This is a genomic window from Cupriavidus sp. D384, from assembly GCF_001652915.1.
GTDB lineage: Bacteria > Pseudomonadota > Gammaproteobacteria > Burkholderiales > Burkholderiaceae > Cupriavidus.
On the sequence record NZ_BBQI01000028.1, the window covers coordinates 21,489 to 35,890 of the forward strand.

Annotated in this window: 14 protein-coding genes; all 14 read left to right on the forward strand. The window is 63.4% G+C overall.

Features of this window, described 5'->3' with window-relative positions:
* The first annotated feature begins 118 nt into the window (after nt 1-118).
* The 14 genes from tsf (at nt 119) to rnhB (ending at nt 14,393) form a co-directional block, all read left to right on the forward strand.
* Complete coding sequence (gene tsf / locus A9J21_RS10600; protein ID WP_066735213.1) at nt 119-997, forward strand: translation elongation factor Ts; 879 nt, start codon at nt 119-121, stop codon at nt 995-997.
* Between the two features lie 304 nt (nt 998-1,301).
* Nucleotides 1,302-2,012 carry a UMP kinase gene (gene pyrH / locus A9J21_RS10605; protein WP_066735314.1) on the forward strand — a complete coding sequence of 237 codons (711 nt, stop codon included), beginning with the start codon at nt 1,302-1,304 and terminating at the stop codon, nt 2,010-2,012.
* A 108-nt stretch (nt 2,013-2,120) separates the two neighbouring features.
* On the forward strand, nt 2,121-2,681 hold the full coding sequence (gene frr / locus A9J21_RS10610; protein ID WP_066735216.1) for a ribosome recycling factor: 561 nt from the start codon (nt 2,121-2,123) through the stop codon (nt 2,679-2,681).
* 52 nt (nt 2,682-2,733) lie between these two features.
* The gene (locus A9J21_RS10615; protein ID WP_066735219.1) at nt 2,734-3,504 is read left to right on the forward strand and encodes an isoprenyl transferase; all 771 of its coding nucleotides are present in this window, start codon (nt 2,734-2,736) and stop codon (nt 3,502-3,504) included.
* A 39-nt stretch (nt 3,505-3,543) separates the two neighbouring features.
* Entirely contained in the window at nt 3,544-4,365 is an 822-nt protein-coding gene (locus A9J21_RS10620) for a phosphatidate cytidylyltransferase (protein ID WP_066735222.1), read from the forward strand.
* Nucleotides 4,366-4,389: 24 nt separating this feature from the next.
* The gene (gene ispC / locus A9J21_RS10625) at nt 4,390-5,568 is read left to right on the forward strand and encodes a 1-deoxy-D-xylulose-5-phosphate reductoisomerase (protein ID WP_066735230.1); all 1,179 of its coding nucleotides are present in this window, start codon (nt 4,390-4,392) and stop codon (nt 5,566-5,568) included.
* Nucleotides 5,569-5,618: 50 nt separating this feature from the next.
* Complete coding sequence (gene rseP, locus A9J21_RS10630) at nt 5,619-7,016, forward strand: RIP metalloprotease RseP (protein ID WP_066735233.1); 1,398 nt, start codon at nt 5,619-5,621, stop codon at nt 7,014-7,016.
* Between the two features lie 139 nt (nt 7,017-7,155).
* Nucleotides 7,156-9,486 (forward strand): outer membrane protein assembly factor BamA, encoded by a 2,331-nt coding sequence (gene bamA / locus A9J21_RS10635; protein WP_404851366.1) that lies wholly within the window; start codon nt 7,156-7,158, stop codon nt 9,484-9,486.
* 20 nt (nt 9,487-9,506) lie between these two features.
* On the forward strand, nt 9,507-10,037 hold the full coding sequence (locus tag A9J21_RS10640) for an OmpH family outer membrane protein (RefSeq protein ID WP_066735238.1): 531 nt from the start codon (nt 9,507-9,509) through the stop codon (nt 10,035-10,037).
* 51 nt (nt 10,038-10,088) lie between these two features.
* Nucleotides 10,089-11,195, forward strand: coding sequence for a UDP-3-O-(3-hydroxymyristoyl)glucosamine N-acyltransferase (gene lpxD, locus A9J21_RS10645; protein WP_066735241.1), 1,107 nt, complete (start codon nt 10,089-10,091; stop codon nt 11,193-11,195).
* Entirely contained in the window at nt 11,192-11,644 is a 453-nt protein-coding gene (gene fabZ / locus A9J21_RS10650; protein WP_061958372.1) for a 3-hydroxyacyl-ACP dehydratase FabZ, read from the forward strand. Before lpxD ends, fabZ begins: the two co-directional genes overlap by 4 nt.
* 43 nt (nt 11,645-11,687) lie before the next feature.
* Nucleotides 11,688-12,491, forward strand: coding sequence for an acyl-ACP--UDP-N-acetylglucosamine O-acyltransferase (gene lpxA, locus A9J21_RS10655; RefSeq protein ID WP_066735244.1), 804 nt, complete (start codon nt 11,688-11,690; stop codon nt 12,489-12,491).
* Nucleotides 12,492-12,504: 13 nt separating this feature from the next.
* Nucleotides 12,505-13,713, forward strand: a complete 1,209-nt coding sequence (gene lpxB / locus A9J21_RS10660; protein ID WP_066735247.1) for a lipid-A-disaccharide synthase — start codon at nt 12,505-12,507, stop codon at nt 13,711-13,713.
* Entirely contained in the window at nt 13,713-14,393 is a 681-nt protein-coding gene (gene rnhB / locus A9J21_RS10665; RefSeq protein WP_066735250.1) for a ribonuclease HII, read from the forward strand. Before lpxB ends, rnhB begins: the two co-directional genes overlap by 1 nt.
* Nucleotides 14,394-14,402 lie beyond the last annotated feature (9 nt).

Consider the following 14,402-nt stretch of genomic DNA (forward strand, 5'->3'; position numbering starts at 1 on the left):
CTTGCGGCAACCAAGAAAGGGGGCACTTCTGGCGCCCCCTTTTTGCAAACAGATTCAGTTGTCATCCGCCGTGGATATGATTCGCCGCGGATGAGGCCAACCAATCAAGGAGTGACAAATGGCGGCAATTACCGCAAGCATGGTTGCAGAACTGCGCGCGAAGACCGACGCGCCGATGATGGAATGCAAGAAGGCCCTGACGGAAGCCGACGGCGACCTGGACAAGGCTGAAGAACTGCTGCGCGTCAAGCTGGGCAACAAGGCCAGCAAGGCCGCGTCGCGCGTGACCGCCGAAGGCATCGTGGCCACGTACATCGACGGCACCACGGGCTCGCTGGTCGAACTGAACTGCGAAACCGACTTCGTGTCGAAGAACGACGACTTCCTGGGCTTTGCCGCCAAGGTTGCCGAACTGATCGCCAAGCAGGCTCCGGCCGACGTGGCAGCCCTGTCGGCCCTGGAAATGGACGGCTCGACGGTTGACGCCGTGCGCTCGGCCCTGATCGGCAAGATCGGCGAGAACATGACGATCCGCCGTTTCGTGCGCTACGCCAATGGTGGCAAGCTGGCTTCGTACCTGCACGGCACGCGTATCGGCGTGATGGTCGAGTTCGACGGTGACGAAACCGCCGCCAAGGACGTTGCCATGCACGTGGCCGCCATGAAGCCGGTGTCGCTGTCGTCGGAGCAAGTGCCCGCCGAGCTGATCGCCAAGGAGCGCAGCATCGCCGAGCAGAAGGCTGCCGAATCGGGCAAGCCGGCTGAAATCGCCGCCAAGATGGTGGAAGGTTCGGTCCAGAAGTACCTGAAGGAAGTGTCGCTGCTGAACCAGCCGTTCGTGAAGAACGACAAGCAGACCGTCGAGCAGATGCTGAAGGCCGTCAACACCAACGTGAAGGGTTTCACCCTGTACGTGGTGGGCGAAGGCATCGAGAAGAAGCAGGACGACTTCGCTGCTGAAGTGGCTGCCCAGGTGGCCGCCGCCCAGAAGGGCTGATGTCCGGGTGGCCGGACGGGTTTCCCTGGCGGGATGCCCGGTCTGCCACCGTATAATGCCGAGGGGCGCCGCAAGGTGCCCCTCTGCACAAGTACGGTTGCCATGCGCGCCGTGCCAGTCAGTTTTCGCAGTCACCTGCAATAAGCGCGCCTTTAGCGGGGTGATGCCGGCAGATGACGGCGAAAACCGGCTTTCCAGCTGTCAAGCAGTCCAAATTCATGCGCGGCCGGTGCGCAGTTGCGTTGTGCCGCCCGCGCCCATCCATCCGTTCAAACGAGCGACTAGAACCTGCCCGAGGGTGAACATGCCAGCCTACAAGCGCGTCCTTCTGAAACTGTCCGGTGAAGCCCTTATGGGCGACGATGCCTTCGGCATCAACCGGGCGACCATCGAAGGCATGGTCAATGACATTGCCGAAATCGTGAAGCTGGGCGTCCAGGTTGCGGTTGTCATCGGCGGCGGCAACATTTTCCGCGGCGTCGCCGGCGGTGCGGCCGGCATGGACCGTGCCACGGCCGACTACATGGGCATGCTGGCCACGATGATGAACGCGCTGGCCCTGCAGGACGCCATGCGCCACGCCAATATCGAAGGCCGCGTGCAATCGGCGCTGCGCATGGACCAGGTGGTGGAGCCCTACATCCGCCCCCGCGCCATCCGCCAGCTCGAGGAAGGCAAGGTCGTGATCTTTGCCGCCGGCACCGGCAATCCGTTCTTCACCACCGATACGGCCGCCGCGCTGCGCGGCTCGGAAATTGGCGCGGAAATCGTGCTGAAGGCCACCAAGGTGGACGGCGTCTACACGGCCGACCCCAAGAAGGATCCGAGCGCCACGCGCTATACGACGATTACGTTCGACGAAGCCATTTCCCGCAACCTGCAGGTCATGGACGCTACCGCGTTCGCGCTGTGCCGCGACCAGAAGCTGCCGATCAAGGTGTTCTCGATCGTCAAGCCGGGCGCCCTGAAGCGCGTGATCCTGGGTGAGGACGAAGGTACGCTAGTGCACGTTTAAGCAGTCCGGACCGCATCAAAATGCTGATTCGGTCTGGCCTGAGAGTAGAATGTTTCATTTTCGATCCCGCCCGGCGGGATCCTGTCTGGCTGTTTTCCGGAGGTAATCATGACCGTCGCCGACACTAAGAAGAGCGCCGAGCAGAAGATGCAGAAGTCGATCGAAGCCTTCAGGGCCGATCTGGCGAAAATTCGTACCGGCCGTGCGCACACTGGCCTGCTCGACCACGTTCAGGTGGATTACTACGGTTCGCCGGTGCCGATCAGCCAGGTGGCCAACGTTGGCCTGGGCGATGCCCGCACGATTACCGTGCAACCGTGGGAAAAGAAGATGGTGCAGGCCGTGGAAAAGGCAATCCGCGACGCCGACCTGGGCCTGAACCCCGCCACGATGGGCGACGTGATCCGCGTGCCGATGCCTCCGCTGACCGAAGAGCGCCGCAAGGAGCTGATCAAGGTGGTGAAGAGCGAGGCCGAGGGCGCCAAGGTGGCCGTGCGCAATCTGCGCCGCGACGCCAACGAGCAGTTCAAGAAGCTGGTCAAGGACAAGACCATCTCGGAAGACGACGAGCGCCGTGGCACGGACGATGTCCAGAAGCTGACGGACAAGTATGTTGGCGAGATCGACAAGCTCGTCGCCGAGAAAGAGAAGGAGATCTTGACGGTGTAAGGCCGTCCCGGCGGCCCGTCCGCCGGGGTTGTCCCAGCCCGTCCGCGAATCCATGCAGCATATCAGTTCGACGCTCGGCGTTCCCGATACCACCTATGTGCCACGACACGTTGCCATCATCATGGATGGGAACGGCCGCTGGGCGACAAAGCGTCACCTGCCGCGCGTGGCCGGCCACACGCGGGGTCTGGATACCGTGCGCGAAATCGTGCAGGCCTGCGCCGCACGCGGCGTGCAGTACCTGACCCTGTTCGCATTCAGTTCCGAGAACTGGCGCCGTCCTGCGGACGAAGTGTCGTTCCTGATGCGCCTGTTCATGACCGCCCTGCGTCGCGAGGTGGTGCGGATGCATGCCAACAACATCCGCCTGCGCGTGGTGGGCGATCTGGCGCGCTTCAGTCCGCGTATCCAGCAGATGATCAAGGACGCCGAGGCGCGTACGGCCGGCAACACGGGCCTGACCGTGACCATCGCCGCCAACTACGGCGGCCGGTGGGACCTGCTGCAGGCCATGCGCAAGATGCTGGCCCGCTCGCCCATGCTCGAGGGGGACTCGATCGACGAGTCGTTGCTGGCCCCGCACCTGGCCATGGCCTACGCGCCGGAGCCGGACCTCTTCATCCGGACTGGCGGCGAACAGCGCATCAGCAATTTCCTGCTTTGGCAGCTCGCCTATACCGAGCTGTATTTCACCGATACCTTCTGGCCCGACTTTGACGCCGCGGAACTCGACAAGGCGTTTGCGTCGTACCGCCAGCGAGAGCGCCGTTTTGGCCGGACCAGCGCCCAGGTCGTGGCGCCGGGCCTGTCGGGAACGGCCTGAGGCCGGCCGTACCTTCATACCAACGGGAACCGCAGCCGCATGCTTCTGACCCGCGTTATCACCGCCGTATGCCTGTTGCTGTTGATCCTGCCGATCCTGTTCCTGGCGCCGCCCACGGCGCTGGCGGGCCTGGTGGCGGTCATCGTGCTGCTGGGCGGTTGGGAATTCGGCCGCCTGATCGGCCTGCCACGTCCGTGGCCCTACGTCTATGCCGTGGCATGCCTGGTGGCGCTGCTTGCCTGGCACCTGGCACCATCCGGATTTGCCATCGACTGGCTGCTTGAGGCGTCGCTCGTTGCCTGGGGCGTGGCACTGGTGCTGCTGGCGCGCGGCGTACGCAAGGCGACCCCCGGATTTACCGTGCTGGGTGCCGTGCTCGGGCTGATCATGCTGCCGGCCTTTGGTCATGCGGTCATGGCGCTGCGTGTCGCAGGGGTTGGCGTGCTGCTGACCGCCGCCGTGCTGGTCTGGGCCGCCGATATTGGCGCCTATTTTGTTGGCAAGGCGATCGGCAAGCGCAAGCTCGCACCGGCCATCAGCCCGGGCAAGTCCTGGGAGGGTGCGATTGGCGGCTGGCTGCTGGCGATGATCGTGGCACTGGGCCTGGCGGCAAGCCACGCCTTCGCACCCACCTGGTACTCGCTGGTTGCCGACAAGGTCGGCCTGGGCGTGCTGGCCGTGCTGACGACGCTGCTGGTGGCAGCCAGCGTGGTCGGCGATCTGTTCGAGTCGCTGCTCAAGCGACAGGTCGGCATCAAGGACAGCAGCCGGCTGCTGCCCGGCCACGGCGGCGTTCTGGACCGCATCGACGCGCTGATCCCGGTATTCCCGCTGGCGGCGCTGCTGCTGTCCTGGGTCTGATCACAACTGAATTCGTCTGGTTATATGCAACGCATTACGATTCTGGGCGCCACGGGTTCCATCGGCGAAAGCACGTTGGACGTGGTGCGCCGTCATCCCGACCGCTACACGGTGCATGCGCTCAGCGCCCATCGCCAGGTGGACAAGCTGGCAGCGGCCTGCGCCGAGTTCCGCCCCGCGCGGGCGGTGGTGGGGTCGGCCGAGGCCGCGAGCGAGCTTGAGGGCAAGCTGCGTGCGGCAGGTGTGGCTACCGAAGTCGGCTACGGCCCGGAGGCGCTGGAATCGATCGCCGCGGATGCGCAAACCGATGCCGTGATGGCCGCCATCGTTGGCGCGGCCGGCCTGCGTTCGTCGCTGGCAGCGGCGCGTGCGGGCAAGCGCGTGCTGCTCGCCAACAAGGAATCACTGGTGATGTCGGGCAGCATCTTCATGGATGCGGTGCATCATCACGGCGCCACGCTGCTGCCGATCGACAGCGAACACAACGCGATTTTCCAGTGCCTGCCGACCAGCGACCCGCGTTATGGCGCGGGGGTGTCGAAGGTGCTGCTGACGGCGTCGGGCGGCCCATTCCGGACCCGCGACCCGTCGACGCTGCATGACATCACGCCGGATCAGGCCTGCGCGCACCCGAAGTGGGTGATGGGCCGCAAGATCTCGGTGGATTCGGCCACGATGATGAACAAGGGGCTTGAGGTCATCGAGGCGCACTGGCTGTTTGGCGCCCCGGCCGACAAGATCGAGGTACTGATTCACCCGCAAAGCATCGTGCATTCGATGGTGGCCTATGCCGACGGATCGGTGCTGGCGCAGTTGGGCAACCCCGACATGCGTACGCCGATCGCCTACGGCATGGCATACCCGGAGCGGATCGATTCGGGAGTGACGCCGCTGGACCTGACCGTGGCGGGCGGCCTCCATTTCGAGACGCCGGATCTTGGGCGCTTCCCGTGCCTGGGGCTGGCCTTCGATGCGCTGCGCGCCGGTGGTGTGGCGCCGGCCGTGCTCAATGCTGCAAACGAGATGGCGGTGGAGGCGTTCCTGGCCGGAAATATCCGGTTCACGGATATCGCCCGCGTCGTGGCCAGTGTGCTGGAGCAGCCGGCCGAAGGGGAAGCCGGATCGCTCGAAGGCGTGCTGGCTGCCGATGCCGCGGCTCGTGAGGCCGCCCAGGCACTGCTGAAACAACTGGCCGGCCGCTGATCGGCATTACGATCGCGGCGAGGCCCGGATCTGGAAAGAGGTGATTTGCCATGCAAACCGTTATCGCGTTCGTTGTCGCCCTCTGTATCCTGATCTTTGTTCACGAGATGGGGCATTACCTGGCCGCGCGTGCGTGCGGGGTCAAGGTCCTGCGATTTTCGATCGGCTTTGGCCGCCCGCTGGCCCGCTGGGTCAGCAAGGGGCGCGACCGCACCGAGTGGACGCTGGCGGCCATCCCGCTGGGTGGCTACGTCAAGATGCTGGACGAGCGGGAGCGCGACCCGGAGGCCGACCTGCCTATTGACCCGGCCGATCTTCCGCGCGCGTTCAACCGCCAGCCCGTGGGCAAGCGCTTTGTCATCGTTGCTGCCGGCCCGCTGGCCAATTTCGCGCTGGCTATCGCCCTTTATCTGGTGCTGTTCGCCGGCGGCATGCGCGAGCCCGTGCCCGTGCTGGCCGCGCCGGCAGCCAATACGGCGGCGGCGCAGGCCGGGGTGCGGGACGGCGACCGCGTGCTGTCGCTGACCGCGAACGGTCAGAGCGAACCTGTACGATCCTGGAACGACCTGCGCATGGCCGTGTTCGCGCAGGGTTTTGGCGATACGAGCGCGGTCATGCACGTTCGTGGTGCGGATGGCGCCGAGCGCGATATCCCGCTGGGGCGGCTCCCCGATACGGGCGGCAATCCTGATCAGGACCCGCTGGCGACGCTGGGTCTGGCGCTGAAGGGCGGTCCGGTCACCATTACCGAGATCGTTGCCGATTCCGCGGCGCAACGGGCAGGTCTGCGCGCTGGCGACAAGGTGGTGGCCTGGGAGGGCCAGCCGCTGACCCAGGCCGGCGAACTGATTCGTGGGGTCCGGGCGCGACCGGGCCAGGGCGTCACGCTGGGGATCGAGCGCGCAGGTCAGCGCCTGGACGTGGCCGTCAAGCTCGACGCCGCCCCGGGCGGCAAGGCTGGCGCAGAAGGCGCGCCGGCGCCGATGGTGGGCAAGCTGGGCGCCGCGCTGAACCAGGCCGTGCAGACCGAAACCGTCCGCTATCCGTTTACTCAGGCGCTGGCCCGCGCCGCGGACCAGGTCTGGAGCACCAGCACGCTGTCCCTGAAGCTGCTCGGGAAGATGCTCGTGGGCCAGGCGTCGCTGCAGAACCTGAGCGGCCCGCTGACGGTGGCCGACTATGCCGGACGGGCTGCCAACATGGGCTGGCAGCCGTTCGTGAGCTTCCTTGCGCTGGTCAGTGTCAGCCTCGGTGTACTGAATTTGTTACCTATTCCGGTGCTGGATGGGGGGCATTTGCTGTATTATTGCGTGGAATTTTTGACTGGCAGGCCTGTACCAGACCACTGGCAAGCGATGCTGCAGAAGGTCGGCATCGCATGCATCTTGCTCCTGACCTCACTCGCTTTGTTCAATGACGTCAGCCGACTGTTTCTTGCGCGCGGCTAGTTTCGCGCAGCCGGAAACGCCAGTCGGACGGGGGCGGTCGTATCTCGCGGGGATATTCCCCGTCGGGAAGGATCAGTCGTGCCGGTATTGTCAGGCGTAGCTGCAATCGGTGCTGGAGCCAACACCCTGCATGAAATCGATGAGGAAGAGGGGATCGACTTTGATCAGAAATAAGCGCATCTCGCTGGGCTTGCTGACGAGTGCCATTATTGCGGCATGGAGCCCGGCGGGCTGGGCCGCAGATCCGTTTGTGGTCAAGGATATTCGCGTTGAAGGCCTGCAGCGCGTGGAACCAGGTACCGTCTTTGGCTACCTGCCCGTGCGCGTCGGCGAAACCTTCACCGATGACAAGGGCGCCGACGCCATCCGTGCGCTCTACAATACCGGGTTTTTCAAGGACGTGCAGATCCGCGCCGAAGACGGCGTGCTGGTTGTACAGGTCGAGGAACGCCCGGCGATTTCCCAGCTTGAATTTGTCGGCATCAAGGAATTCGACAAGGACACGCTGCGCCGCTCGCTGCGGGCAGTGGGCGTGGCCGAAGCGCGCTATTACGACAAGGCGCTGATCGACAAGGCCGAGCAGGAACTGAAGCGCCAGTACGTGGCCCGTGGCTACTACGCTGCCGAAGTTCAAACCACCGTGACGCCGGTGGACCGCAACCGCGTGTCCGTGGTGTTCAACGTGGAAGAAGGCCCGGTCGCGAAAATCCGCCAGATCAATATCGTCGGCAACAAGGCTTTCAAGGAAGGCACGCTGCGCGATGAAATGCAGCTGTCCACGCCGAACTGGCTGTCGTGGTACACCAAGAACGATCTGTATTCCAAGCAGAAGCTCACGGCCGACCTGGAAGCGCTGCGCTCGTTCTACCTGAATCGCGGCTATCTGGAATTCCAGATCGAGTCGACCCAGGTATCGATCACGCCTGACAAGAAGGATATCTACCTGACGCTGAACATCGCCGAAGGCGAGCAGTTCAAGGTGTCGGATATCCACCTGGCCGGCGAACTGCTGGGCAAGCAGGAAGAAATGCAGAAGCTGCTGCAGCTGAAGAAGGGCGATATTTTCTCGTCCGAAAAGCTGACGGCCAGCACGAAGGCCATCACCGATCTGCTCGGTACGTACGGCTACGCATTCACGACGATCAACCCGCAACCGCAGATCGACAAGGAAAAGCGCGAAGTGGCGCTGACCCTGATGGTCGATCCGGGCCGTCGCGTCTACGTGCGCCGCGTGAACGTCGTGGGCAACAGCAAGACGCGCGACGAAGTGGTACGCCGCGAAATGCGCCAGATGGAAAGCTCGTGGTTCGACAGCGAGAAGCTCCAGCAGTCGCAGGCGCGTATCAACCGTACCGGCTACTTCACGGATACGAACATCACGACCGAGGACGTGCCCGGCGCGCCTGACCAGGTGGATGTGAACGTAAATGTGACGGAAAAGCCGACTGGTCAGATCAGCCTCGGTCTCGGTTTCTCGTCGACCGACAAACTCGTGCTGCAGGCCGGCCTGCGTCAGGACAACGTGTTCGGTTCCGGTACCAGTCTGGGCCTCGATGTGAACACGGCCAAGTCGTTCCGTACGATCGCGCTGACGCAGTACGATCCGTACTTCACGGTGGACGGCATCAGCCGCTCGACCGATATCTATTACCGTACGTCCCGCCCGCTGTACTACACGGGCGACCAGGACTACAAGATCGTGTCGGCCGGTGGCGGCTTCAAGTTCGGCGTGCCGTTCTCTGAGAACGACACAGTGTTCTTCGGTATCGGCTACGAGCGTACCCAGGTCTATACCTCGGTCAACACGCCGAGCCAGTACACGGCCTGGCTGCAGAAGATTGGCAAGGCCAGTGGCGATCCGATCAACAACTTCCCGTTCACGGTTGGCTGGGCTCGCGACCGCCGGGACAGTGCGCTGATCCCGACCAAGGGTCCGTACACCCAGGCCAACCTGGAAATCGGCGTGCCGGGCGGCGACACGCAGTACTATCGCGCCAGCTTCCAGCAGCAGTACTTCTATCCGATCTCGAAGGCCTTCACGCTGGCATTCAACGGTGAGGTGGCCTACGGCCACGGCTACGGCAATACGCCGTTCCCGGTGTTCAAGTACTTCTATGCCGGTGGTATCGGTTCGGTCCGCGGCTACCAGACCAGCACGCTGGGTCCGAAGGACCAGAACGGCAACCCGGTGGGCGGTGCCTCGAAGATGATCGGTAACGTGGAATTCGTATTCCCGCTGCCGGGCTCGGGTGTTGACCGTACGCTGCGTCTGTTCACGTTCTTCGACTTCGGTAACGTCTACCAGGAAGGCGCGCCGATCACCATCAGCGACCTGAAGTATTCGACCGGTTTCGGTATGTCGTGGCTGTCGCCGATCGGCCCGCTGAAGGTCAGCATGGGCTTCCCGCTGAAGAAGGACGAGAACGACAAGGTTCAGCGGTTCCAGTTCCAGATTGGTACCGCGTTCTGATCCCCAAAAGGATTTGTTTGATGAAACTCCACACTCCACTGATCAAATCCCTGAGCGCGGCCGCGCTGGCCGCTGCGGCCCTTTGCGCGGCGGCCCCGGCGATGGCTCAGGAGGCGCGCATTGCCGCGGTGAATTCGGAGCGTATCCTGCGTGACTCGCAGCCGGCGAAGGCCGCGCAGGTCAAGCTCGAGCAGGAATTCTCCAAGCGCGACCGCGAACTGCAGGACATGGCCCAGAAGATCAAGGCCATGGCTGACAAGCTCGACAAGGACACGGCCGTGCTGGCCGACGCCGACCGCCAGCGCCGCCAGCGCGAGGTGGCCGACCTCGATCGTGAATTCCAGCGCAAGCAGCGCGAGTTCCGCGAGGACCTGAATCAACGTCGTAACGAAGAACTGGCCCAGGTCCTGGAGCGCGCCAACCGCGTGATCCGTCAACTGGCCGAGCAGCGCAAGTACGACCTGATCGTGCAGGAAGCGGTCTACGTCAATCCGCGCATCGACATCACGGACGACGTGATGAAGGCGCTGAACGCCGGCTCGGGCAAGTAAGCGGCGGGCGCTCGCGCGCCGCTTTTCGCTTTTTATCAAGGAAGTACCGCCATGCAGACACCCACACTGGGTCAGCTCGCCACCGAGAACGGCGCGCAGGTTGTGGGTGATCCCGACCTGGCCGTGAGCGGTCTGGCGCCGCTTGACCAGGCCGGTCCCGGCGATCTGTCGTTTCTTTCCAATCCGCTCTACCTGACGCAGGCGTTGGCCTCCAAGGCTGGTGCCGTGATCGTGTCGCCGGCAGACCTGGAGCGCATTCGTGCTGACGGGCAGGCTGACGGCCGCAACTGGCTGGTGGCGCGCAATCCGTACGTCTGCTTTGCGCGCGTGGCACAGCGTTTCGATCGCGTCGCCAATGCCGATCCGCGCGTTGGCATTGACCCGCGAGCCACGGTGGCAGCCGATGCCGTCGTCCCGGCGTCGTGCTTTATCGGTCCGAACGTGGTGATTGAAGCCGGAGCGCATTTGGGCGAGCGGGTTCGTGTCCTCGCAAATGCCTTTATCGGCGCAGGCGCGCAGATCGGCGAAGATACCCTCATCTACGCCAATGTTTCTGTCTATCATCGTTGCGTGGTGGGCGCGCGCAACATCCTGCACAGCGGTGCCGTGATCGGTGCCGATGGCTTTGGATTTGCACCCGATATCGGCCCGGCCGGGGTCGAGTACGTCAAGATTCCCCAGGTGGGACGGGCGGTGCTGGGAAACGATGTGGAGATTGGCGCCAATACCTGCGTGGACCGTGGGGCGATGGCCGACACGGTGATCGAGGAAGGCTGCAAGATCGATAACCAGGTGCAGATCGCGCATAACGTCCATGTTGGCGCGCATACCGTGATTGCCGGCACGGCCGCGGTTTCGGGCAGTACGAAGATCGGAAGGTTCTGCGTGATTGGCGGCGCGGCCAATTTTTCCGGCCATTTGAATATCGCCGACCGGACCACAGTGTCCGGCGGTACCTCGATTACCAAATCGATTACAAAACCCGGTGGGCATTTCACCAGCGTGTTCCCGTTCACGTCGCATGGCGAGTGGGAACGCAACGCGGCCATCGTGCGCGGCCTGTCGAAGCTGCGCGAGCGAGTGGTGCAACTGGAACGCCGGCTGCGCGGCGCGTCCGCCGGGGTCAATAGCAAACAAGACGAAGAGAAATCATCATGACAGCCTCCGACATCGACATCCGCAAGATCCTGAAGCTGCTGCCGCATCGGTACCCGATCCTGCTGGTCGACCGCGTACTCGAGTTCGAACCGCAAAAGCGGATCAAGACCCTGAAGAACGTGACGATCAACGAGCCGTACTTCATGGGCCACTTCCCGGAACAACCGGTGATGCCGGGTGTCATGATTCTTGAAGCGCTGGCGCAATCGGCCGGCCTGCTGACCTTTGGCGCCGATATGGAGCGCAAGGAAGGCGCGCTGTACTACTTCGTCGGCATCGACGGCGCCCGCTTCAAGCGCGTGGTGTATCCCGGCGACCAGCTGCATCTGAACGTGACCGTGGAACGCTACATCCGCGGTATCTGGAAATTCAAGGCCAGCGCCACCGTTGACGGCGAGGTTGCCTGCGAAGCCGAGCTGATGTGCACGGTCAAGCAGGCCGAGGCCTGATTTTCCTGATACCGAGCAGAACTGAAAGCACAGGACAGTACGTATGACGCAAATCCATCCCACCGCACTGGTCGACCCGAAGGCTGAACTTGGCGCCGATGTGGAAGTCGGCCCGTTCTCGATCGTCGGTCCGAACGTGCGCATTGGCAGTGGCACACGGATCGGCTCGCATACCACGGTCGAGGGACATACCACGATCGGCGAAGGGAACCGCATCGGGCCTTATGCCTCGGTGGGCGGAGTGCCGCAGGACATGAAGTACGCCAACGAGCCGACCCGGCTCGAGATCGGCGACCGCAACACGATTCGCGAATTCACCACGATTCACACGGGTACCGTGCAGGATCGCGGCGTGACCAGCATCGGCAGCGATAACTGGATCATGGCGTACGTGCATATCGCGCACGATTGCAGCGTGGGGAACCACACGGTGTTTTCGAGCAATGCGCAGATTGCAGGCCACGTGGAAGTGGGCGACTGGGCGATTCTTGGTGGCATGAGCGGCGTGCATCAGTTCGTGCGCATTGGCGCGCATGCCATGCTGGGCGGTGCTTCGGCGCTGGTCCAGGATGTACCGCCGTTCGTGATCGCTGCCAGCGACAAGAGCGGTAACAAGGCCACGCCGCACGGTATCAATGTCGAGGGTCTGCGTCGCCGCGGCTTCGATGCGGCCCAGATCGCGACGCTGCGTCAGGCTTACAAGCTGCTGTACAAGTCCGACCTGAGCTTTGACGATGCTCGCAACGAGATTTCGGCCATGCTCGGCCAGTCGGACGCCACCACGGCGGCGCCGCTGAAGGCCTTCGTCGAATTCCTCGCCGCGACGCAACGCGGCATCGTGCGCTAGACGTCAGCCGGACATGGTCGAGGCAACCCTGCAGGCCGTGCTTCCCGCTGACGCGGAGGCTCATATAAACAAGCGTGGCACGATTGCCATGGTCGCCGGAGAGGCATCGGGCGATCTGCTGGCTTCGCTGTTGCTGGAGGGATTGCACGCACGGCTTGGCGAGTCGGTTGACTACGCCGGTATCGGCGGCCGCCGCATGATGGCGCAAGGGTTCGTCTCGCATTGGCCGATGGAAACCCTTTCCGTCAACGGCTATGTGGAAGTTCTGGGGTCTTTGCGCGAGATCCTGGCCACGCGGCGCGCCATCCGCGACAAGTTGCTTGCCCAACCGCCGCTGTGCTTCATTGGCGTCGATGCGCCCGATTTCAATTTCGGTCTCGAAATTCCTCTGCGGCGCGCTGGTATTCCCGTCGTGCATTTTGTCAGTCCGTCGATCTGGGCCTGGCGGGGCGGTCGCATTCGCACGATTGCCCGGGCGGTCGATCACATCCTTTGCCTGTTCCCGTTCGAGCCGGAGATTTACGCCAAGGCGGGTATCCCGGCCACATATGTAGGCCACCCGCTTGCCGATGTGATTCCGATGGTGCCCGATGTGGCAGGGGCTCGCGCGAAACTCGGGCTGCCGGAAGGCAAGCGTATCGTGGCAGTGCTGCCCGGCAGCCGACAGTCTGAGGTGCGTAATCTCGGCGCCACATTTTTCGAGGCCATGTCGCGCATGCATCGCATGGACGGCAATCTGGCATTTGTGTTGCCGGCCGCCTCGCCGGCGTTGCATGCGATTGTCGAGGGCCTGCACGCGCAGCATCCGGAAATCGATCTCACGATTGTGGATGGACAGTCACATTTGGCAATGGAGTCTGCCGACGTCATCCTGCTGGCCAGCGGTACGGCCACGCTGGAAGCCGCGCTGTACAAGAAGCCGATGGTGATCTCGTACAAGGTGCCCTGGCTGACCGCGCAAATCATGAAACGGCAGGGATATCTGCCGTACGTGGGACTGCCTAATATTCTGTCGGGGCGCTTCGTCGTGCCCGAGTTGCTGCAGGACGATGCTACGCCTGAGGCGCTGGCGCGTGAAACGCTGCTGCAACTCAACGATGAAGGGAATATTGCTTTCCTGCGCGAACATTTCACGACCATGCATGAAACGCTGAAGCGCGACACATCCAGGCTGGCAGCCGGTGTCGTGGCGGATCTTCTGCACACCCGGGGAGCCGTGTGATGCCGCGCGTCAAGGCTGTCAACGTCGGCCAGATGGGACTTGAGCTGACGCAAACGGTCGCCGTGGTCCAACGCCTTTGTGGCGTGGACGAGGCCGGGCGCGGCCCACTGGCCGGGCCCGTGTACGCCGCGGCTGTCGTGTTGAACCCGGATCGACAGATTCGGGGGCTCGCCGATTCGAAGATCCTGACCGCGGAAAAGCGCGAAGTCCTGTTCGAGCGGATTTGCGAACGTGCACTTGGCTGGCACATCGCCTATGCCACGGTCGAGGAAATCGATTCGATCAATATCCTCCATGCGTCGATGCTTGCCATGCAGCGCGCCGTCCAGGGGCTCGCCGCCGCGGGCGTGATTCCTGATCTGGTGCAGGTCGACGGCAATCGCTGCCCGCAAGTGGCCTATCCGGTGGAAGCGATCGTCAAGGGGGACGCCAAGGTGCGAGCCATTTCGGCCGCATCGATTCTGGCGAAGGTATCGCGTGACCGCAATCTCGTGGAGTTGCACGCGCAGTACCCCGAGTACGGCTTTGACTCGCATTTTGGCTATCCCACGCCGCAGCATTTTGCAGCGCTGGACCGGCACGGTCCCACACCGCATCATCGGCGGTCGTTCGCGCCAGTCCGTCTGGCCCTGGAACGCGTCAATGCCCTGACCCAGGCCCAGGAAACACCGCCTTTCTAAGACATCTCC